The following is a 22,352-nucleotide window of genomic DNA, read 5'->3' as shown; positions in this document are numbered from 1 at the left end:
TGTGTCTCTCCCTAGACAAGTGCCCTGATCAGCCGATCCATCGGCCGAATGGTTGTCGTCCCCCGTCACAACGGAGTTCTCACTTGAGACAAAACGACGACAAAAGGACTTTCCGCAATCGGTCGTCGGGGCGACAACCCCAAACCGCACCCTTCCCCCTGGGAAACCTCGGGAAACATTCGGGATTACGTGTTTCACGACGATCTGTACAATCCGGCCCAGATTCCCTTTCTCTCGACACGCCGAAGAAGAATTAGTCCAACCATGCCCCGACGCATCCTGGTCACCAGCGCACTGCCCTACGCCAACGGGCCGATCCACATCGGTCACCTGGTGGAATACATTCAAACGGACATTTGGGTGCGTTTTCAGCGGCTGATCGGCAACCGCTGCGTTTACATCTGTGCCGACGACACGCACGGCACCGCGATCATGATCCGCGCGAAAAAGGAAGGCCGCAGCGAAGAAGAGCTGATTGCCGCGATGAGTGCGGAACATCAACGCGATTTCGCCGATTTCCACGTCGATTTTGACCACTACGGCAGCACCAACAGCGAGGCCAACCGGGAGCTGTGCCACCTGTTCTGGAAAGCCCTCCGCGAGGCGGATCTGGTCACCGAAAAAAGCATCGACCAGCTGTATGACCCCGAAGCGGAGACGTTTTTGGCGGACCGCTTCGTCCGCGGCACCTGTCCGGTTTGCGGCCGTACCAACCAACCGGGCGACCACTGCCAATGCGGTGCGACGTACTCGCCGACCGAATTGATCGATCCCAAAAGCACGCTCAGCGGCGCCACCCCCGAAGTCCGCTCGGCGGTGCACTTGTTCGTCACCCTGGAAAAACTGCGTTCGTTCCTGACCGAGTGGATCGACAACGGCGACGCGCTGCAAAAAGAAACCGCGAACTATTTGAAAGGCTTTTTCCTGGCCGAGGACAAAGAGCTGAAGGATTGGGACATCAGCCGGCCGGGCCCCTACTTCGGATTCGAGATCCCCGATTCGACCGGAAATTACTGGTACGTCTGGTTCGACGCCCCGATCGGTTACGTGTCCAGCACCAAGGAATGGTGCGAGGCCAACGGAGAGTCGTTCGACGATTGGTGGCGCAGCGAATCGACCGAAATCCACCACTTCATCGGCAAGGACATCACCTATTTCCACACGCTGTTCTGGCCCGGCATGTTGCACACCGCGGGCTTGCAGCTGCCGACCAAGGTCCACATCCACGGATTCTTGAACGTCGGCGGCGAAAAAATGAGCAAGTCGACCGGGACGTTGATCAGCGCGGAAACCTATCGCAAGCATTCCGATCCGGATTACTTGCGTTACTTCTATGCGACCAAGCTGACCCAGCGCGTGGAGGACCTTGATTTGGGGATCGACGAGTTTGTCGAAAAGGTCAACAGCGATCTGGTCGGCAAGGTCGTCAACCTGGCCAGCCGCGTCGGCAAGTTTGCTAAGAACACTGGTCTGGCGGAAACCTATCCCGAGGACGGTGGATTGTTCGAAAACGCCGCCAAGGTCGGTGATTCGATCGCCCAGGCCTACGAAGTCGGTGATTACAGCCGTGCGATGCGGTTGATTATGGAACTGGCCGACGCCGCCAACCCGTTCGTCGAACACGCCAAGCCGTGGGAGATGAAGAAGGACCCCGAACGACAAGACGAACTACGCGACGTGGTCACCGTGGCGCTGAACCTGTTTCGGCAACTGGCGATCTACCTGGCTCCCGTGTTGCCGACGCTGGCTGAGAAATGCAACGCGCTGCTGGGCGAGCCGATCACGTCGTGGGAACAAAGTAAAACGCCATTGTTGGGCACAGCGGTGGCGAAATTCCAACGCATGATGGAACGCATTCAACCCGAGGATTTGCAAAAGATGATTGAAGAGAGCAAAGAAGCCGCCGACGCCGAAGCCGCCGCGGAGAACCGACCGACGTTTGATGATTCGGATCAACCGCTCAAAGACGAACCGATCGCCGATGAAATCACGATCGACGATTTTGTCAAAGTCGACTTCCGCGTCGCCCGCGTGCTGACGGCCGAACACGTTCCCGAAGCCAACAAGTTGCTCAAGCTGACGTTGGGGCTGGGCGGTGACGAGACGCGTCAGGTGTTTGCCGGCATCAAAGCGGCTTACGAACCGGAGAGTCTGGTCGGCCGACTGGTCGTGATGGTGGCCAATTTGAAGCCGCGTAAGATGCGGTTCGGATTGAGCGAAGGCATGGTGTGTGCCAGCGGCCCCGGCGGCGAAGACGTGTTCCTGCTCTCCCCCGACGAAGGCGCCCTGCCCGGACAACGCGTGCACTGAGGGTGCGGTGGGATAGGCTTCCAGCCTGTCAAGTCAGGGGACGACAGGCTGGACGGTCCAGCCTAGGACGATCGCTTCTCAAAGTACGACGGACCTTCCGAAGACGTGCGGTTTTTGGGGATTCACCCTCCCTGGCAGGGAGGGTCGAGCGCAGCGAGGGGAGGGTTGATTCGTGGTGTTTGAGTGACTCCGAGCCACAGCGAACCCTCCCCGCGTCGTCGTATACTCCTCCGCGACCCTCCCAGGGGGAGGGTTAAATCGACTTACCGGCAACCCGACCGATCTCAAACGAAGATCAGCGGTTTAGCGCGGGACCAACCCACCCGCCAATCACTCCTTCGCGTACGCCTTGTACGCTTGGGCAACGTTTGCCGATTTGGCGTCGCCGCGGTGGAACAGGAACCGATAGCGGAACGTCATTGTCTCGCCGGCCTTGAGCGTCATGTCGCCGGTGCCGTCGGGTTTGTTTTCGAAGTGATTGACGCCGAAGGGATTGGCTGCGACCAGCCCGTAATCGCGAGCATGCCACCACGTCGGGTGGCGCGGGTTGCTGGGATGGTCGAACATCGCAATGCCGGTCAACTGGCCGTCGATCTCTCCCCAGTAATCGACCCAGGCGGCGCGTTTGCCCCACATCGCTTTCCCTTCGACGCCTTCGCTGTTGATCGCGTGACCGCCGGCGGTGTGATTGCCGCGCTTCGGATCGGCTTTCAAACGTAGCCGCGGGTGGGTCCGCATGCCCATCGTGCCTTCTTTGGTGTCACCGATGATCAGGTCGCCGGACGACGCGATCCAGGTGACTTCGTAATCGATGGTGCGGGCGTCGCCTTCGCTGCCAAAGGTCAGCGTGCGTTGGTCGCTGCAAACCGTTTCCCCGTCGGCGCTCTTCCAATCGTTTTGAGCGATGATCTTGTTGCCGTCGATCTTCAGCGAGGTTTGCACCTGGGTGCCAACCTCTTTGGATTTCTTGCCTTCGGCGTCTTCCATCCAGAATCGGATCCCGCCGACTTCGTCGTGCGTGTACCAGATCGATTTATGGTGGGGATGGTCGCTGGCTTCGTTGTCGACGTCCTTGACCATCGGGTAGTTGCGGGTCATCGGTTTTTGCCCGGGACCGTACACCGGATACAGGATCGGCTTGGCATAACCGCTGTATCGGTATTCGGTAAACGGCTGTCCGTCGATCGTGACGACCGCTTTGCTGCCGTCGTCGGTGATCTCGATGTCAGCAGCGGCGGTCGGGGCGACCAGACAGAGGGACGGAATCAAAGCCAAGCAGGCAAACAGGATTCGAGCGAGCATGTTGCGGGTGGGGATCGAGGGTGGGAGGTGAAGGTACAGCCCCCATAGTTTAGTAGAAGATCCGGCGGGCTGTGGCAGCGACCTCTCCGGGCACGATGGCCCTTCCGAGAGTCGCCGTGTTCTCCGAACTCGGCGCACGCGACAAAGCGAAGCTTTGCCGGAAGCCGACCTCGGAGAGGACGGCGACTGCCGAGCCCAATCGAAAACGACGCTGCGAAAGAATTTTAGTCCTCCGCAGCAGCTTGGTCTTCAGGTAGCGGAACCGCCCACGAGTTTCGCACGGGCACGTCGATGTCGCACCGGGGGACCGAAAGCCTTGGCGGCTTCCGCTACGATTTGGATCCGAAAACTGAGCTGCGGCAGACGGCGAGTGGTGCGCGACGACCTGGAAAGGACGCCGTGCATCTCGTTCCCGGGCAGGAGCCCGGGAACGGGTGGAGGACGACAGGCTGGAAGCCTATCCCACGGGGATGGCGTGCTTAGGAGTCGATTTCGACGCGTTCGCCTTGGGCGTCGCGGCAGTCCATTTCCAGGTGTTCGGGGTACAGACCTTCGCTGCCGAGGATCTGGACGGTCATGTTGCCGGTGTCTTCCATCTCCATCACGCTGCGCCGTTTTTGGTTGTTCAAGTGGGCCGCGACGGCATCGTTGACGCGTACGGTGACGCGTTGGATGTGTTCGTTCTTGACGGCCAGTGCGAGCATCCGGACGACTTCGATCGACATGCTTTCGGCGGTCTTGACCAATCCGCGGCCTTCGCAACACGGGCAATCTTGATAGATGCTGCGCTTCAAACTCGGACGGATCCGTTGCCGCGTCATCTCGATCAATCCGAACGGACTGGTTCGCAAGATCTTGGTGCGGGCGCGGTCACCGGCCATCGCATCACGCAGCGCCCGTTCGACTTTCCGCCGGTGGCTCTCTTTGCGCATGTCGATGAAGTCGTTGACGATCACGCCGCCCAGGTCGCGCAGCCGCAGCTGACGGGCGATCTCTTTCGCCGCGGCCAGGTTCAATTTGAACGCGTTGTCTTCGGCAGACTTTTCGCCGCGGAAGTTGCCGCTGTTGACGTCGATCGCGACCAGCGCTTCGGTCGGATCGATCACGATCGAACCGCCGTTGGGCAGTTTGACCTGGCGTTGGTGAATTTTGACGATTTCGCGTTCCAGTTTGTACTTGTGGAACAGCGGCGAGGAACCGTCGTACAGCTTCAGCCGATCGACGACGCGGGGCATGACCATTTTCAAGAAGTCGCGGGCGTTCTCGAAAGCCTCTTTCTCGTCGATCACGATCTGGTCGATGTCATCGTTGTAGATGTCACGAATCGTTTTGATGATCAGGTCGCTTTCTTCGTACAACACGCCCGGCTGGTTGCCGCTTTTGACGCGGCGGACGATCGTTTTCCACAACCGGATCAGATAGTCCATGTCGCGGCCGAGTTCTTTCTCGCTGCGACCGGCACCGGCGGTGCGGACGATGAACCCGAGTCCCTTCGGCGGGCCGAGCGACAGCAGGCAGCGACGCAGCCGTTTGCGGTCGTCGTCGTCTTCGATCTTGCGGCTCACTCCGACGCGTTCGAGTGCGGGCATCAGCACCAGGTAGCGTCCCGGGATGGAGATGTACGTGCTGAGCGTGGGTCCTTTGGTGCCGATCCCTTCCTTGATGACTTGGACCAGGACTTCGTCGCCGCGTTTAAAGATCTCTTGGATCGGAGGTTTGATGCGCGGCCGTCCGCCTTTGAAAGCCCGCTTGGATCCGCGGCCGGATTCACGGGCTCGTTTGGCAGCCGCTTCGGCCATCTCGTCGGATTCCCGTTTGATCTCCTCGGGGTCATAGCCGCCTTGGCGAAAGTACTGGGGTTCGACGTCGCTGATGTGCAGGAATCCGTTGCGCCCGACACCGAAGTCGACAAACGCGGCTTGGATGCTGGGTTCCAGGTTGACGATTTTTCCTCGGTAGATGTTTCCGGCAAAGGCTTCGACACTCTTGCGTTCGACGTACAACTCTTCCAGTTTTCCGTCGTCCAGGATGGCGATGCGGCTCTCTTCGGGTTGGAGCACGTTCATCAACATTTCGCGTTTCATTTAATTCACCTCGTCGGTGTGTTCGCCGTGGTGCGGCGATTGGTTTGCGATTGCTAAAAATTCGGGATCCGTGGTCGGAAACTCGCGTTTCAAAACCACTTCTGTACGAGTGATTTGCGACCCGTGGGCGATCCAATCGGAGCATCCGATCAGATCCAACACGTCGGTCGGCTTGAGGGTTGCCGCGTCGCTGGCGGCCATCGACAGTTCGATGTTGTCGCCAAAGGCCAGCGACAGAATTTGCTCGGCGACGTTGAAGGTCACCGGCTTGTTTTTTCGAGTCACCGTGACGCTCTCGCGCGTCAGGAACGCCTGCATGTCAGACCGGACTTGGTCCTCATCGATCGCCGCGGCGCCCAGCTCCGGATCGGGGCGAGTGATCACATACTCGGTGCGTTCCAGCTTGGCTTTGCCGCTATCGGCGGGCAGCAATTGAACGCTTTTGATCGTCAGCCCCGGCTGGTCGTCGTGATCGAGTCGGCGGAACAATTCGGGTGCGGACAATCGTTCGGCCAAGTCCAGTTCGACGACTTCGTTGTGGCCGCTGATGCCGAGCGCGAGTGCCGACGGGAATCCGATTCGTGGCTTGGGGTGAAAGCCCTCGGTCATCGACAGTTGCAACTGGGCGCGGCGCACCAAACGTTCCCACAGCCGTGCCAGATCGCGGTGGCTGGTCCAACGCAGCAAGCCTGTTTTGGCGAACCGGATGCGGTAGCGCAACCGCAACGGCTCGGCGGCGGTCACTCGATCCGTCGCGTCGTCGGTCGTGTCGTCAGTCGGAGGGATGGAACTTGGGGGAGAAGACATGGATGGTGGGTGATCAGGTCACGATCAGTTCGGGGACGTATTCGCCGAGCCGGTCGAGTAAATACAGGTCGACGTCACGCGCTGCTTCGAGCTGCATGACGCGCTGGGCCATCTGTTCGCATTGGCCGATGGAGACGGAACGAATCGCCTTTTTGACTCGCAGCAGCGACGACGGCGGGACGCTCAAGTGGCGAACGCCCATGCCCATTAACAACAACGCGCGAGCCGGGTTGCTGCTCATTTCACCGCAGATCGAAAGCGGACGATCATGTTCTTTGGCGACTTCGACGCAGCGGGCGATCAATCGCAACACGGCCGGGTCGCTGGATTGATACAGGTCGGCGACGTATTCGTTGCTGCGGTCGACGGCCAGCGTGTACTGGGCCAAATCGTTGGTCCCGATCGACAGAAAATCGACCTCTTCGACGAACCGATCCAGCATCATCACCGCCGCGGGAACTTCGACCATCATGCCGACGGGGATGTTGCTGCGGTGGGGCGTGCCGGATTCTTCCAGGTCTTCGGCGACGACGTTCAGCAACATTCGCGCTTGCCGGAATTCGGCCAGCGTCGTGATCAACGGGAACATCACGCGGATGTCGCCGTGGACGGCCGCTCGCAAGATGGCCCGCAACTGGGGTCGGAACAGGTCCAGGTTCCGCAGCGAGAGTCGAATACTGCGCAGTCCCAGGAAGGGATTGTGTTCGTGTTCGGCCAGCGGCCGGTGGCCCATCTTGTCGGCGCCGAGGTCCAGGGTGCGGATGACGACGGGGCGGCCATCCATCTCGCGGACCACCTGACTGTAGGCCTGGTAGTGGTCTTCTTCGCTGGGCTCTTCGGCGCTGGACAGGTACAAGAACTCGGTGCGGTAGAGTCCGATCCCATCGGCACCGCGTTCCAGGCAGGTGGTCGTTTCGTGCGGGAATTCGATGTTGGCGCTCAACCGCAGCGGCGTGCCGTCGATGGTTTCGGCGGGCAGGTCGCGGAGCTCGGACAGTTTGGCCGTCAACGACCGCCGCGCTTTAAGCCGTTTCTTGTAACTGGCCAGGGTTTCGGCGTCGGGATCCAGAATGACCCGACCTCGATCACCGTCGACGATCACCTTGATTCGGTTGCCGACTTGGTCCAGGAAGTTGCCGATGCCGACGACGGCGGGAAGCTCCAAGCCTTTGGCGACGATCGCGGTGTGGCCGCCGGGGCCGCCGGTTTCGGTGCAGAACCCGCGGACATAGCGGCGGTCCAGGTTGGCCGTTTCGCTGGGGGTCAGGACGTGAGAGAGGATGATCACCGCTTCATCCAGATCCAGCAGGCGGCTTTCCGAGACGGCGCCCAGGCAGAACAGCAACTGCTTTTCGATGTCCAAGACGTCTTCGGCACGATCGGCCAGCAGCGGGTTGTCCAGCTTGCGCAGCGCTTCGGCATAGTTGTGCAGGACGCGGCTGACGGCGTAAGCGGCCGACTGATGCTCTTCTTGGATCCGCCGCCGCAGTTCGGCCTGCAGTCGGGGGTCGTGCAACATCTGCAGTTGGGCGGCAAAGATGTCGCCGGTGTGTTCGCCGGCGACGGCCGAGGTTTCCAGGCGATTGGATTCCAATCGGTTGGACACGCGGTCGACGGCATCGCGCAACCGAGCGAACTCTGCGTCCACTTCATCAGCGGCGAGCAGAGAGCGCGGGATTCGATAACCGGCCGCATCCAGCACTAGCGCTGGGCCGATCGCGACCCCGGGTGAAACAGGGATGCCTTGGAGTTCGACCATCGTGGTTCGACGGGGCGGTGCTGATCTGCCGAGCGGTTGCGGGTCACGCGATCCTGAGCCGACAAACCGGCACCATCGACATCCACGGCGCCCTGGGGCGGTGACATCGGCAAGCGGTTGGTCGTGATCGTGCGCACCTTGCAGCGAGGCTCGGTCAATTCAATCCGATCCATCGAGGTGTAATGTGTACGGGGGTTCGAAGATCAACGCGGGTGGGCATTGATCTTCCAGCGTGAATGTAGGGGTGTGTGTCGGTCTGGGAACGACGCCATCGCCGCCGGGCATCGATCAACAATCGATCAACAATCGAGCCGGTCGGTGGGTCGCCAGAGCCGGGGTGCGTTCGTTTCGGTTCAAGCAGGCGAGGTCGGATCGGTTTCTCTGACTTCATCCGACCCGGCTCTGGCGGGGGCGGACTGGGTGTCGTCAGCTTCGTCGAATCCGCGTTGAAAAAACTGCTCGATCGATTCGATTGCGGTTTCCGCGTCGTTGCCTTCGGCGGACAGGGTCAGCTCGGTGCCGAGTGCGGCACCGAGCGTCAGGAGTGATAAGATGCTTTTGCAGTCAACCATTTCACCGCCACGCCCGATCTGGATCACGGACTCGAACTGATTGGCCATCCGCACCAGAAGATCTGCCGGGCGTGCGTGCAGCCCTTGCGGATTGGAAACAACGACGGTGCGGCAAAGCGCCTTTGACATGCAAAAAGCGGGTCTGTATCGGGTGTCGAAAGGGGTTTAGGATCCGGGCGGGGCCACTGCAAAGGCGGCCCGATCGAACCATCAGCCGGTGGCAAACTGGTTGTCGTCGGCTTCTTGAAGTAACTGGGTGATGTCCTCGGCTGACTTGCTCTGCTTGAGAAATCGACAGAAGGTTTCGTCGCGCAGCTGACGCGAAATGTTTTCCAACGCCCGCAGGTGATCACCGGGGCGTTCCGGGGGGCTGATCAACAGGAAGAACAGCTGAACGCGTTCTCCGTCCAGTGAATCAAAATCAACCCCCTCCTCGCTGACTCCGACGGTTCCGACCAGCTTTTGCACGCTGGGATGCTTGGTGTGCGGAACCGCGACGCCGCGACCGATGCCGGTCGAACCGAGTTCCTCACGTTTCATGATGGCGGCGATGATGTCGTCGCGCTGCTCCGCATCGATCTCGCCCGACTCAAGCAAACATTGAACGAGCTCTTCGATCGCTTGCTCTTTTGTTCGGGCCTTGAGTTCGGCCTTGATCGACTGCGTACTGATGAAATCTGCAAACTTCATGGGGTGTGAATTTTCGTTGAGTGTATCGACAACCACGAGGCGCTCGACTGGTTTAAGAGCCGATTTACTCGTCGTTTGCCGGGGTTTCAATGTGTTTGTGTCCGGTGGCCCGGTGGCCCGTTTTCTTCTGTTTGATCCGGCGAAGCTGCTGCTCCACTTTCGGGATCGACATGTCCAAAGCTGCGATCACCGTGGTGGCTTCCGCGGTGGCGACACATTCTCCGGCATGCTCGATGGAAACTTGGATTTCAACCGCAGGCTTATCGGTATTTTCCAGATCAACGGTGACTTCAATCGCATTGATTCGGTCATAGAGACGCCTCAGTTTCACGGCCTTCTCTTGAATCAACTCCTGGTCACCCGGCTGAAGACTGCCATGGCGAGCTGAAACACTTACCTGCATCGTTGCTACTCTCCGATCGATGAAATCCGACTCCGTCACCGCCCGACTGGACGCGGCTCCCTGCCCAGGTCCGAGTTACGTTACGCCTGCAGACAGGGCGGTTCGCGACCGCCGGATCATCAGAAACCCGGCACGCCGTGACGACAGAGTGCTCCTGTTAAACCGCAAGCATACGCGACAGAACCGTCTACGGGTAGCGATCATTTTTCCAGATAGTCCGTTTGGGTGGTGACCCAAGGCCGAATCTGCGGATCAGTTTCCTCGCGACACCCCACCAAAGAGAGCTACCAAAACCCACCCAAAAAGACGCCTTGGATCGTTTTGTTCACTAGTCGTTCCGCCGTTCAGGGCTCGGGTCGAGCGGGCCTTGGGGATTCGCCCCCCTATGAGTGGAGCGAGTGAGCGCTCGGAGCGAGGAGGGTTCGCTGTGGCTCGGATTCACCCAAATGCGGCGAATCGACCCTCCCCTCGCTACGCTCGACCCTCCCTTCCAGGGAGGGTGAATTCCCAAAAATCGCACGACGCTCGGCCGCGAGCAGACTCACCAGGAGGGGGGGGAAGACGATCGGCAGTGGGCTGGGCACCGACAAATCTGCCCCGCTCGGCTGTGCTGAGCGAAACCAGCTCCCCTTTTCCGTCATGCTGGGGCGGAAAACCGACCGAGCTCCCCGGACGGGAGTGGCGACTTCCTGCGGTTATTGCTAACTTACGTGGCCAAAATCCACCTCGGCGCTCCGCCGAAACTCAATTCGTCCCCTCCAGCCCCTGACCATCCATGGCCCGTAAGGTCGTCAGCCGAGCCGAAAAAGCTGCCGAAGCGGAAGCTGCCGAAAAGGCACTCGCCTCGAAAAAGAAGAAGTCCAGCAAGCGAACCAAGGCGGCTGAGAATGTCAGGATGCGTCTTTATTGGGGCGTGTTCAGCCAGAACCTGAAACGGGTCGCCGTCTTCGATTTCGACAAAAAGGGCGAAGCGGACAAACGCGCCAAGGAATTGAGCAAGGGCGGAAAATCACCGCACTTTGTCCAAAAGGTCAAAGAAGAAATCAAAGTCGAGTAGTCCAACGACGTGAAACGGGTTCCCGCCGAGTGGGAACGGCAAGCCGCCGTTTGGATCGCATGGCCCCACAATCGCGACACCTGGCCGGGTCGGTTTGCGCCGGTCCCGGGCTGTTTTCGGCGGATGATCGAATCGATCGCCCCGGCCGTCCCCGTGCACGTGATCGGCGCCGCAGACCTGCGCCCGTCGGCCGGACTGGAAAACCTGGCCGACGTCACTTGGGTCGACATCCCGACCAATGACAGTTGGATTCGCGATTACGGTCCGACCTTTGTCGTCGACGGCACCGAAAGTCTTGCGATCGATTGGGGCTACAACAGCTGGGGCGGAAAGTACCCGCCGTGGGAGGCTGACAACGCCGCAACGGCCCAAATCATCCGTTCTGCCGGCTGGAGACGCGTCGAAGGCGGTTTGACGCTCGAAGGCGGCGCGCTGGAATGGGACGGGACAGGACGCCTGCTGACGACGACCGATTGCTTGGTCACCGAAACACGCAACCTGGGCTGGACCAAGCCGCAAGTCGAATCACGGTTGAAGTCACTGGCCGGGGCGCGCGAAATCGTGTGGGTCGACGGCGGCGGGTTGATCGGTGACGACACCGATGGACACATCGACCAACTGGCCCGCTTCATTGACCCCGAAACGGTCGTCGTCGCCGTCACCGATGATCCCGACGATCCGAATCACGCGGGACTCCAATGCAACGAACGACAACTCCGCCAGTGGGCCCAATCGACGTCTCCTCGAGTGACCGTCCACCGCTTGCCGATCCCGCCGGCACGCTTCATCAACGGCCAACGCGTCCCGGAAAGCTACTGCAATTTCCTGCGGTTGGGCCCCGCGCGATTGCTGGTGCCGACGTTCCGAAGTGAACCCCACGATTCGGATGCGATCGAGTTGCTCGGCCGACTCGCCCGACAACAATCACCGACGGTCGAAGTGATCGGCGTCGATTGCCACGATCTGATCTGGGGACTCGGCGCCCTGCACTGCGCCAGTTGCAACCAACCGGCGATGGAGTTGGCGTGACACGGAAGTAGGGTCAAAAAATGGGATGGTCAAAAAATCTGGCCGGTCGACGAGCCAAGTGCTGCTCTGTCGCGGCAACACCATTTTTTGACCATCAAATCTTTTGACCCATCACCTAGCGAATCGCATTCGCGTTCGGCATGCTTGCCTCATCATTCTGCCCGGAATCGTTCTGCCATCAATCGTCGGCGTTGTAGAACACCGCCAACCAGACCGTCGGTTCGGAGTCCGACGTCCAATCGACGCGGTGTTTGCGATGGGCCGGGATCAACAGATGGTCGCCGGCCCGGAGCGTCAACGGTTCGGGATCGTCTTCAAAAGACAGTTGGGCTTCACCGGCGATCACGGCGACCCATTCGTGTTCGTCTTGGTCGTACCAAAACCCGTCGGGGCTGGATTGCCCCGTCGACACGATACGCTCGACCCGGACGTGTGGCGACGACGCGAGCACTTCGACCCATTCCTTCGTGGTCGATCCCGGCACCTCGCTGAATAGGTTTTTGGGCGTCGTCTCGTTCGCCGTCATCAAGTCACACTCCACTCCGATGAGATCGTTCGCCGGTTGCGCGTCGGGCCGGGGCCTTCCTCCAGGATCCTGACGACGGCGGTGTCGGAAAGTTTCTCGCGGATGGCATACCCAAAAACGAACGTGGCGTCGCACTTGGGACAACGAATCATTGCACCGATCAACGCCACGTCACCCCGCAGTCGGTGGCCGTTGGGGCATTGGCACAGCATTCGTTTGTCTTTTTCGTCCATCGCAAGATTCTCGCTAAACAAATCGTCATCTCGATGCATTCAAACCCCTGATGCATCACCCGACCCCAAATGAAGAGACGCCGCGGCGGCGAATTTATTTGGCGGATTCTGAAAAAAGTTCTCGATCTTTTTGGGCAAAGGACACCGGCGGTCTCGCCGCCGGGGTTTAGACGCGGTGATCAGATCGCTGCACGACCTTCTTTTCGAGCGGTTTATCCCGTTCGCGCGATTACCGATGCGTCCCGAGAGTCGCCGTGTTCTCCGAACTCGGCGTTGCGCGAAAAAGCGAAGCTTCGCGGCGCGCCGACCTCGGGGAGGACGGCGACTGTCCAGCCCAACCGAAAACCAAGTGGCCTTTCAAGCCCGTCCCCTGGACCGGAAACTGGACGGGAACCGACAATACCGCTGAGCATTGTCGACACCGTTGCCGATTCCCACACGGGCCAGCCAAGATGACACATCCCAATCAAAAAGTGGTCCTTGTCGGGGGCGGGTTCGCCGGGATCGAGGCCGCCAAGCGGTTGGGCCGCTGTGATTGCGTGGATGTCACGATCATCGACAAGAGCAACCACCACGTCTTTCAGCCATTGCTGTACCAGGTCGCGATGGCGGGGCTGGATCCGTCCGACATCGCCTCACCGATCCGATCGATGTTGTCGCCCTACCGCAATGTGCGAACCTTGCTGGCAAAGGTGACCGATGTAGACGTCGAGCAGCAACTGGTCTACAGCGACGCGGGGAAGTTCGAATTTGATTATCTGGTCATCGCTTGCGGCGCGGTGCACAGCTATTTTGGCAACGACCAATGGGAACAGCACGCACCGGGTTTGAAGTCGCTGCCGCAAGCGACCGAAATCCGCCGCCGCGTGTTGTTCGCCTTTGAACAGGCCGAGCGAACCGATGACCCGATCGAACAAGCCCACTGGATGACCTTCGTCGTTGTCGGCGGCGGACCGACCGGAGTCGAACTTTCCGGCGCGATTGCCGAGATGGCTCGTTACACACTCAAGCGTGACTTTCGGAGGATCGATTCGAGTTCCGCACGTGTGATCTTGATCCAAGGCGGCGACAGGATCTTGGAGCAGTTCCCCGACGATCTGTCCGAGTACAGCAAGCGGGCCCTCGAAAGCATCGGCGTGGAGGTGCGTTTGGGAGATCTGGTGACGGACGTGACCGATCGCGGTGTGCAAATCGGAGATCAGTTCTTGAACGCCAGGACGGTGATATGGGCAGCCGGGGTCGAGGCGAGTCCGCTGGGCAACTCGCTCGGGGTGCCGACCGATTGCAGCGGCCGCGTCCTGGTCGAAGGCGACTTGTCCGTCCCAGGCCACCGGAACGTCTTCGTCGCCGGCGACATGGCCGCGGCCAAAGACAAAGACGGCAACGGATTGCCCGGATTGGCGCCGGTCGCGATTCAACAAGGACGCTATCTCGGCGAATTGATCAGCCGCGAAGCCCAATGCTACATGATCGATCGTCCTGCCCCCGAACGACCTCGATTCAACTACCTGGACAAGGGCCAGATGGCGACGATCGGTCGACGCCGCGCGGTCGCACAGAGCGGTCGATTCAAACTGACCGGACGGTTGGCGTGGCTGGCCTGGTTGTTGATCCACATCGCTTACTTGAACGGATTTCGCAACCGAATGTTCGTCTTCCTTTCCTGGGCTTGGTCCTACCTGACCTTCGCCTGCGGGGCTCGGTTGATCGTGCCGAAGAATTGGCGGATCAAGAAACCGTCCCAACAACCGCAGGCTTGATCCGCCCCTGCAATCGTGACACTATCGCACACACCGAAGCATGATTCGATTCATGTTCGGAAGATTCCCCGAATCTGGTATGCTGATCATGCAACGTCGGGCATTCGTTTCCACCGCAGGAGCAGCGCATGGGATTCCGCAACGAATTAGAACAGGACACCATCGACAGTCTTCCGCTGCGTGACGCGGCGGTCGTCCGACCGGACACGACCGCCAGCGAAGCGGTCAGGTTGATGCGTGAAACGTCGCTCGGTTGCGCGATCATCATTGGCCCCGGCGACGCGCCGATCGGACTGTTCACCGAGCAGTCGCTGGTCGATTTGCTCGCCCGCGATCAGTCACTCGATGCGTGTGTGGTCGGCGATTGTGTCGACCCCGGTTTTTTGGTGGTCAAGTCCGGCGACCCCGTTTCGCGGGTTTGGGATGCGGTGGAGCGTGACGGGCTGCGGTTTGTCTGCGTGACCGACAACGACGGACGATCGAAAGGTGTGACCGGGCAACGCGGGATCGCGGAATATCTGGCCGAACGTTTTCCGCAGCAGGTCCTGGTGCAACGACTCGGCAACACACCTTGGATGCAACAACGCGAAGGAGCATGAGAGCATGAGTGGGACACCGCAATCCGATCCCGACGACTTCGACGATCCGCTTAGCAATTACGAGCCGACGCAGTACGCCAGCGAGTTGCATCGCGTCCTGGCCGAGGAGTCGATCGATTCGATGCGATCGACGCCGATCGCGGAAGTCACCGCCGACACAACGATCCGCGACGCGACGAAGAAGCTGAGCGAATTAAAAGTCTCCAGTCTGCTGGTCATCGATGACGAAAAGCTGGTGGGAATCTTTACCGAGCGAGATGTGTTGGAAAAGGTCGCCGAAAATTACCAGGAATTAGTGGATCATCCGGTGTCCGAAGTGATGTCGGCCGACCCGACGGTGGTTTATGAAACCGACCCGGTGGGGATGGCGCTGGCGGGAATCGCGGTAGCCGGACACCGTCACGTCCCGGTCCTGAAGATGGACGGCACGGTGTTGGGCATCGTCAGCCCCAAACGTGTGCTACGGCATCTCAGTCCGAATCTCGATTAGCCAACCACACGTGAAGTCCTGAACAGAACGCCGCCTCCAGCTCAAACCCATTGATCGGCAGTTTTTTTTAGAAGTCGGGTCTGTCATCGGACGGTGTTGATCCTATCGAGTTGCGATGCAATACAGCTTCGACGCCGTCCGGAAGTAGACGGCGCCATCGGCGACCGCGGGTGTCGACCAAGTCAGCTCGTCGATGTCGTTGGTTGCGATCACGTCCAACTCGTCACCGGAGTCGAGAACATAGGTCGTTCCGCTGGTGTCGACGCAGTACACCCGATCGCCGCTGGTCCAAGGCGAACTCCAAAACGCACGCGCCCGCGGAAGACGGCTGCGATAGACGGTGCTTCCCGTGTCGGCATCGACGCAGTGGACCACGCCGCTGCGCCGTTCCAGCAGATATAGTTTGCCGTCGCAGTATGCCGGCGACGCCATTTGAATCCCGGAGCGCTCGATTTTCCACGCGATGTGCTCGGTTGTTGATTGACCAGCCGACGGTGTGATGTCGCCACTGCCCCCAGGCGTGATCGCGAACAAGAATCCGCCGCCGTCATCGGCTCCACCACGGTTGCGGTATTCTGTTCCGACGTACAACCGATCACCGACGGCCAGCGGGGTCGCCGAACTGCGGCCCTTGTCCATGTCCAATTCCCAGAGCAGCGTTCCGGTTTGCGGATCGTAGGAACGATACACCATGCCGCCGACGATCAGTTCGTCACGCTCGCTGTTGCTCCAAACGATCGGTGAACTGTACTGGGACCGTTCCTCACGAAGCACCCGCCAGAGTTCTTCACCTGTTGTGGCATCGATCGCGACCAGGAACGATTGTTCCTCATTGTCCACCTGCACGAACAGTCGGCCATCAAACAACACGGGCGAGCTGGAGGTGCCCCAACCGGCACGCATCTTGTAGCTGCCGAGGTCTTTTTCCCAAACCTTGTTGCCCTCCATGTCAAAACAATACAGCCCCGTCATCCCGAAGTAGGCGTAGACGTGTTTGCCATCGGTCACCGGGGTTTCGGTCGCGTAGGTATTGGAACTGTGCCGTTCCATTCTCGGACGGCCCTCACGAGCGGTTTGGCGCCAAATCAGATCGCCGGTGTTGGCGTCCAGACACATCACCTGCCAGCGATAGGTCACCCGCGTCAGGTCGTCGCGACGGCTGCCCCCGCCGCCGCTGTATTCTTCCGGGCCGGTGGAATCGGATTCGGTCAGCGGGACGGCCGCGGTCAGGAACACACGATCTTCCCAGACCACGGGGCATGACCAACCCTCGCCGGACACCTCGATCGACCAGCGAACGTTGTCAGTCTGCGACCAACGTTGCGGATGCTCGGTCGGGGCGATCCCGTCCATGCGGTTGCCGCGAAACTGAGACCACTGGTCGGCGGCGGCGAAGTGACACAGGCTAGTCGCGGTGAAACCCATCAAACAGCCGATCACGAGTTTGATTGTTGGTGTCGTCATCTTTGTGGACATTCCGAGATTCCATGGCAATGGGAGTTCTGATTCACGCTGGTTTCAGTGTAGACGACCGACCAGTTTCGCTGCTCCGCAGCGAGAGGGAATCGCCAGAAGGCGAGACACCAACACGTATGCTCGCACCATTGGTGATTGATCCAAAATGACTGTCCGACTCCAAAATCACGTGTTGGCGAAGCACACGATTCGGGCTCTTTCGGTCATGAGTGCCGCCCAAACGTTATCATGTCTCCCAAGGAGAACCTCCATGCCAAATCCTGCCAAGACCCTCTTGTTCCTCATCCCCGCGGCGGTTGCGATCACTTGGGCGATCGGTCACGAACCGGGGCCCGACGCGCTCGCACCGTCGACGTTGAAATCCGACGAATCGATCTTGTTCTACCCGACGTACGGGCATTTCGACAAACAGACCCGGTCGTGGCGGTTTGACGTGCACGGAAAGGTCTTTGAGCCCGAAGACAGTTCGTTCAAACGGGCGGCGCTGATCGCGGCGCTGAAATCCTCGGCCGGCCTGAACAACGACATCGACCCGGACGCCTTTCGCGAGGACCGCATTCGACCGTTCCTGGTCGATAACGAACGAGGAAAATCGGTCACCGTCGACTTCGCCGGCAAACGGTACGCCGCGGGGACCTCGCAGCCCAACGGACACTTTCTCAGCTCCCTGTCTTCCGCTGCCAATCCGTGGCCCGGCGGTCACTCGGAAAACCAGATTGCGCGTTTGCAAGCCGTCCTGCCGAGCGGGGATTCCAGATCGTTCCGCGGCCGCGTGCATCTGATTGCCCCGCAAGGACTGTCGGTGATCTCCGACATCGACGACACGATCAAGCACTCCGAGGTGACGGACAAATCCGAATTGTTGAAGCATACGTTTCTACGAGACTTCCAGGCGGTCGCAGGGATGGCGCCGCTGTACGCCGGTTTGCACGACCGCGGGGCGGCGTTTCATTACGTCTCCGGAAGCCCCTGGCAATTGTATCAACCCTTGGAAGGCTTTCTGTCCGAGGCGGGGTTTCCCAAAGGCACGATGCACCTGAAGTACTTTCGCTTGACCGATTCGAGCGGACTGGGGCTGCTGTCGTCTCAACAGTCGACGAAACTCGCTGCGATCACCCCGATCTTGAAGTCGTTTCCCGAGCGTCGCTTCGTTTTGTTCGGCGACACGGGAGAGCAAGACCCGGAGATCTATGGCCAACTGGCGCGCGACTTTCCCGACCAGATCGTGATGGTCTTGCTCCGCAACGTGACGTCGGCCGAATCGACCGACCGGCGTTTTCAGGACGCATTAGACGGTGTTCCGAAAGAACGCTGGATGCTGTTTGATGACGTTGCGGAGATCCGAGAACGCGTCGACCAGACCGCAAGGTAGTCACTGTCCTGGTATCATCGACTCGCCGTACGGGCCGCGGTCGTGATAGACTTCAGCTGGCCCAGGGCCCAGACTCAGGAAAAGCAAGCACCTCTTCAACGCGGCTTTCTAGCCAGCTTGTGGCGACATCTTGGTTGAACCATCATTCGGCTGCAACCAACACCCTCCGTTCGCATTTTCCGGCCAACGCGACGTCGGTGGCCGCTGATGATGTGGCACAGTTCTTGCATCGCCGCTACACGGTTCACGCCTCGGTTAGGACAAATTCTTTTTGTCACCGGGTGCCGTTTGCCACCCGAGTCGATCTTCCGTTTGTGTTAGATTCTCGCTTAATCTTAACACTGAAAACTGTGCCGCTTTCAGTCCATCACTCGTCGTTGTACGCACACGTTCGCACTTCCGAGCGTGTCAAGAAGGAACACACACCATGCTGGAAATCACTGTTCTGTTCGCAGGTACTGTTTTGACCGCTGCTTTGATCCGGGCGTGCTCCTGCGACACACCGTTCCGCACGCATTTCCGCACACTCTTGATCGTCCTTGCGGTCTCGTTGGCTTGCTGCCCGATGACGGCATTGGCGCAAGAAGATACAGAAGCGAGCACTGCCGAAGTGACCGCGGCGTCGGCCGGCGACGAACCGTCCAGCGAACCGCCACCGGTTGATGACGGGCAGACCGAATCAGCGTCCCCCACACCGGCCGCCGACGTCGATGCGCCGTCCGAAGGCGGCGTGCCCTGGATCGCTTACCTGATCCCGCTGCTGGGAGTCGCCGGATTGGCGTTCACGTTTTGGAAAACCAGTTGGGTCGCACAACAGGAGGTCGGTGGAGAAAAGATGGCGCGGATCGCGGCCAACATCTCCGAAGGCGCGATGTCGTTCTTGAAGGCGGAGTATTCGATTCTGGCGGTGTTCGTCATCGGCGTGGCGTGTTTGCTCGGTTACGCCGGCAGCACGCAAGGCGAATCGTCGTCCCCGCTGGTCGCGCTGTCGTTTGCCTCCGGGGCGATCTGTTCGGCGTTGGCGGGGTTCATCGGCATGACGGTGGCCACCAAAGCCAACGTGCGGACGACCAACGCGGCCAAGACCAGTCTGGGAAAAGCATTAGAAGTCGCGTTTGCCGGCGGCAGCGTGATGGGCATGGGCGTCGTCGGCTTGGGCGTGCTCGGTTTGAGCGTCTTGTTCGTCGTTTACGCGGGCATGTTCGGCCTGGAAACGCAAAGCAACCTGACCCGGGTGATCCGAGTGCTGACGGGATTCTCCTTCGGTGCCTCCTCGATCGCATTGTTCGCCCGGGTCGGCGGCGGGATTTATACGAAGGCCGCCGATGTCGGAGCGGACTTGGTCGGCAAGGTCGAAGCGGGGATCCCCGAAGACCACCCGCTCAACCCGGCCACGATCGCCGACAACGTCGGCGACAACGTCGGTGACGTCGCCGGCATGGGGGCCGACCTGTTTGAGTCCTACGTCGGATCGATCATCGGCACGATGGTGTTGGGTGCCGCATTTTTCACCGTTTTCAACGAAGCCGGCCTGGATCACTTCGGCGGCTTGTCGGCCGTCCTGTTACCGCTGGTCCTGGCCGGTGTCGGGATTCTCACCTCGATCGCCGGCACGTTCTTTGTCAAAGTCAAGGAAGGCGGCAATCCGCACCACGCACTGAACATCGGCGAATTCGGATCGGCGGCCATCCTGTTGATCCTGACCTACGTGATCATCAAGTTCATGCTGCCGGCGACCTGGACCGTTGGTGAAGGCGACGCCGCGTTTGTCTACACCAGCAGCGGCGTGTTCTTCGCCATTCTGTTCGGGCTGGCGGCCGGGCTGGGGATCGGCAAGATCACCGAATACTACACCGGAACGGGCACGCGGCCGGTCACGTCGATCGTCCGTCAGTCGGTCACCGGTCCGGCCACGACCATCATTTCCGGTCTGGGTGTCGGCATGATGTCGACCGCGATTCCGATCCTGATCATCGCCGCGGCCATCATCGGCGCCTACGCCATGGCCGGTCTGTACGGGATCGCGATCGCCGCGGTCGGAATGCTATCCAACACCGGCATCCAGTTGGCCGTCGATGCTTATGGCCCGATTTCGGACAACGCCGGTGGGATCGCCGAGATGTCCGAGTTGCCGGCGGAGGTGCGCGAGCGCACCGACAAACTCGATGCCGTCGGCAACACCACCGCGGCGATCGGAAAGGGCTTTGCCATCGGGTCGGCCGCGCTGACCGCGCTCGCCCTGTTCGCCGCCTTCATCACCGCCTACAACGCGACCCATGTCGACACGCCGATCCAGGCGATCAGCATCACCAATCCCTACGTGATGGCGTCGCTGTTTGTCGGTGCGATGTTGCCGTTCCTGTTCTCGGCGTTGTCGATGAACGCCGTCGGCCGCGCCGCGATGCGGATGATCGAAGAGGTCCGTCGACAATTCAAAGACATCCCCGAACTCAAGGCGGGGCTGAAGGCGATGAATGACAACGAAGGAAAACCGCTCGAAGAATGGTCCCAGGCGGATCAAGCGACCTTCCAAGCCGCCGACGGAAAGGCCGAGTATGGCAAGTGCGTCGCGATCTCCACCCGCGCTTCGATCCGCGAGATGATCGTTCCCGGTTTGGTCGCGGTGCTGGTTCCGGTCGGCTTCGGTTTCTTGCCCAAGTTGGTCGGGTTGCCGGGCAACACCAACGCGCTGATGTTGGGCGGGTTGCTCGCCGGGGTGACGGTCAGCGGCGTCTTGATGGCGTTGTTCCAATCCAACGCCGGCGGTGCCTGGGACAACGCCAAGAAGATGATCGAGGAAGGCTACGACGTGAACGGGCAGATGTTGGTCAAGGGCAGCGAGGCCCACAAGGCCGCCGTCGTCGGTGACACCGTCGGCGACCCCTTCAAAGACACCTCGGGCCCGTCGCTGAATATCCTGCTAAAACTGATGAGCGTCGTCGCCCTCGTGATCGCCTCGCTGATCTGAAAGTCACGCCGCGGAAAGCGAAACTCTCCGCGAGTTCCGCTACGATCGGACCTATCCAATCAACCGTAGCGGAAGCCGCCAAGGCTTTCGCCTCCCCGCGCTCCCGGCGGCAAAGCCGCGGAAAGCGAAACTCTTCGCGAGTTCCGCTACGATTGGACCTATCCAATCAACCGTAGCGGAAGCCGCCAAGGATTTCGCCTCCCCGCGCTCACGGCGGCGAAGCCGTGGAAAGCGAAACTCTACGCGAGTTCCGCTACGATCGGACCTATCAAATCAACCGTAGCGGAAGCCGCCAAGGCTTTCGCCTCCCCGCGCTCACGGCGGCGAAGCCGTGGAAAGCGAAACTCTACGCGGGTTCCGCTACGATTGGACCTATCCAATCAACCGTAGCGGAAGCCGCCAAGGATTTCGGCACCCCGCGCTCCCGGCGGCAAGCCGCGGAAAGCGAAACTCTTCGCGAGTTCCGCTACGATTGGACCTATCCAATCAACCGTAGCGGAAGCCGCCAAGGCTTTCGCCTCCCCGCGCTCACGGCGGCGAAGCCGCGGAAAGCGAAACTCTACGCGAGTTCCGCTACGATTGGACCTATCCAATCAACCGTAGCGGAAGCCGCCAAGGCTTTCGCCTCCCCGGCGCTCACGGCGGCAAAGCCGCGGAAAGCGAAATTCTACGCGAGTTCCGCTACGATCGTGACCTATCCAATCAACCGTAGCGGAAGCCGCCAAGGCTTTCGGCACCCCGCGCTCACGGCGGCGAAGCCGCGGAAAGCGAAACTCTACGCGAGTTCCGCTACGATCGGACCTATCCAATCAACCGTAGCGGAAGCCGCCAAGGCTTTCGGCACCCCGCGCTCACGGCGGCAAAGCCGTGGAAAGCGAAATTCTCCGCGAATTCCGCTACGATCGGACCTATCAA

At 60.2% G+C, this 22,352-nt stretch carries 18 protein-coding genes; 8 read left to right on the top strand and 10 right to left on the bottom strand.

The window, feature by feature from the left end; translation table 11 throughout:
* The first annotated feature begins 264 nt into the window (after window positions 1-264).
* Window positions 265-2,310 carry a methionine--tRNA ligase gene (metG, locus tag H1B37_RS07965; RefSeq protein WP_182866100.1) on the top strand — a complete coding sequence of 682 codons (2,046 nt, stop codon included), beginning with the start codon at window positions 265-267 and terminating at the stop codon, window positions 2,308-2,310.
* 330 nt (window positions 2,311-2,640) lie between these two features.
* Here the strand turns inward: metG and H1B37_RS07960 are convergent, their stop codons facing one another.
* From H1B37_RS07960 to hpf, 7 genes are all read right to left on the bottom strand, one after another.
* A complete protein-coding gene (locus tag H1B37_RS07960; RefSeq protein WP_182866099.1) occupies window positions 2,641-3,612 on the bottom strand; it encodes a DUF6807 domain-containing protein in 972 nt (323 codons plus the stop codon).
* 479 nt (window positions 3,613-4,091) lie between these two features.
* Entirely contained in the window at window positions 4,092-5,696 is a 1,605-nt protein-coding gene (locus tag H1B37_RS07955) for an Rne/Rng family ribonuclease (RefSeq protein WP_182866098.1), read from the bottom strand.
* Window positions 5,697-6,503: a TIGR03936 family radical SAM-associated protein gene (locus H1B37_RS07950; protein WP_182866097.1), complete on the bottom strand. Its 807-nt coding sequence runs from the start codon at window positions 6,501-6,503 to the stop codon at window positions 5,697-5,699.
* 13 nt (window positions 6,504-6,516) lie between these two features.
* On the bottom strand, window positions 6,517-8,262 hold the full coding sequence (ptsP, locus tag H1B37_RS07945; protein WP_182866096.1) for a phosphoenolpyruvate--protein phosphotransferase: 1,746 nt from the start codon (window positions 8,260-8,262) through the stop codon (window positions 6,517-6,519).
* Window positions 8,263-8,615: 353 nt separating this feature from the next.
* Complete coding sequence (locus H1B37_RS07940; protein WP_182866095.1) at window positions 8,616-8,963, bottom strand: HPr family phosphocarrier protein; 348 nt, start codon at window positions 8,961-8,963, stop codon at window positions 8,616-8,618.
* 81 nt (window positions 8,964-9,044) lie between these two features.
* Entirely contained in the window at window positions 9,045-9,524 is a 480-nt protein-coding gene (locus tag H1B37_RS07935) for a PTS sugar transporter subunit IIA (protein ID WP_147871733.1), read from the bottom strand.
* Window positions 9,525-9,588: 64 nt separating this feature from the next.
* Window positions 9,589-9,927, bottom strand: coding sequence for a ribosome hibernation-promoting factor, HPF/YfiA family (gene hpf, locus H1B37_RS07930; RefSeq protein ID WP_182866094.1), 339 nt, complete (start codon window positions 9,925-9,927; stop codon window positions 9,589-9,591).
* Window positions 9,928-10,702: 775 nt separating this feature from the next.
* Here hpf and H1B37_RS07925 point away from each other — a divergent pair.
* Window positions 10,703-10,984 carry a hypothetical protein gene (locus H1B37_RS07925; RefSeq protein ID WP_095742342.1) on the top strand — a complete coding sequence of 94 codons (282 nt, stop codon included), beginning with the start codon at window positions 10,703-10,705 and terminating at the stop codon, window positions 10,982-10,984.
* 9 nt (window positions 10,985-10,993) lie between these two features.
* Window positions 10,994-12,013: an agmatine deiminase family protein gene (locus H1B37_RS07920; RefSeq protein WP_182866093.1), complete on the top strand. Its 1,020-nt coding sequence runs from the start codon at window positions 10,994-10,996 to the stop codon at window positions 12,011-12,013.
* 178 nt (window positions 12,014-12,191) lie between these two features.
* Here the strand turns inward: H1B37_RS07920 and H1B37_RS07915 are convergent, their stop codons facing one another.
* Window positions 12,192-12,539 (bottom strand): cupin domain-containing protein, encoded by a 348-nt coding sequence (locus tag H1B37_RS07915; RefSeq protein ID WP_182866092.1) that lies wholly within the window; start codon window positions 12,537-12,539, stop codon window positions 12,192-12,194.
* Window positions 12,539-12,811 (bottom strand): hypothetical protein, encoded by a 273-nt coding sequence (locus tag H1B37_RS07910; protein WP_182866091.1) that lies wholly within the window; start codon window positions 12,809-12,811, stop codon window positions 12,539-12,541. Before H1B37_RS07910 ends, H1B37_RS07915 begins: the two co-directional genes overlap by 1 nt.
* 413 nt (window positions 12,812-13,224) lie before the next feature.
* On the opposite strand from H1B37_RS07910, the gene H1B37_RS07905 reads away from it, so the two are divergent.
* The 3 genes from H1B37_RS07905 (at window position 13,225) to H1B37_RS07895 (ending at window position 15,621) form a co-directional block, all read left to right on the top strand.
* Window positions 13,225-14,532, top strand: a complete 1,308-nt coding sequence (locus tag H1B37_RS07905; protein ID WP_182866090.1) for an NAD(P)/FAD-dependent oxidoreductase — start codon at window positions 13,225-13,227, stop codon at window positions 14,530-14,532.
* 128 nt (window positions 14,533-14,660) lie between these two features.
* Complete coding sequence (locus H1B37_RS07900; RefSeq protein ID WP_182866089.1) at window positions 14,661-15,131, top strand: CBS domain-containing protein; 471 nt, start codon at window positions 14,661-14,663, stop codon at window positions 15,129-15,131.
* A 4-nt stretch (window positions 15,132-15,135) separates the two neighbouring features.
* A complete protein-coding gene (locus tag H1B37_RS07895) occupies window positions 15,136-15,621 on the top strand; it encodes a CBS domain-containing protein (protein ID WP_182866088.1) in 486 nt (161 codons plus the stop codon).
* Window positions 15,622-15,723: 102 nt separating this feature from the next.
* On the opposite strand, the gene H1B37_RS07890 is transcribed toward H1B37_RS07895, so the two are convergent.
* Entirely contained in the window at window positions 15,724-17,046 is a 1,323-nt protein-coding gene (locus tag H1B37_RS07890; protein WP_436298244.1) for an outer membrane protein assembly factor BamB family protein, read from the bottom strand.
* 301 nt (window positions 17,047-17,347) lie between these two features.
* Between H1B37_RS07890 and H1B37_RS07885 the strand changes: the two genes are divergently transcribed.
* Both H1B37_RS07885 and H1B37_RS07880 read left to right on the top strand, forming a co-directional pair.
* Window positions 17,348-18,469, top strand: a complete 1,122-nt coding sequence (locus H1B37_RS07885) for an App1 family protein (RefSeq protein ID WP_182866086.1) — start codon at window positions 17,348-17,350, stop codon at window positions 18,467-18,469.
* A gap of 427 nt (window positions 18,470-18,896) precedes the next feature.
* Window positions 18,897-21,437, top strand: a complete 2,541-nt coding sequence (locus H1B37_RS07880; RefSeq protein WP_220498097.1) for a sodium-translocating pyrophosphatase — start codon at window positions 18,897-18,899, stop codon at window positions 21,435-21,437.
* The last annotated feature ends 915 nt before the right edge of the window (window positions 21,438-22,352 follow it).

The sequence above is a fragment of the Stieleria mannarensis genome (assembly GCF_014154935.1).
Lineage (GTDB): Bacteria > Planctomycetota > Planctomycetia > Pirellulales > Pirellulaceae > Stieleria > Stieleria mannarensis.
This window is presented reverse-complemented; position numbering and strand designations above follow the sequence as displayed.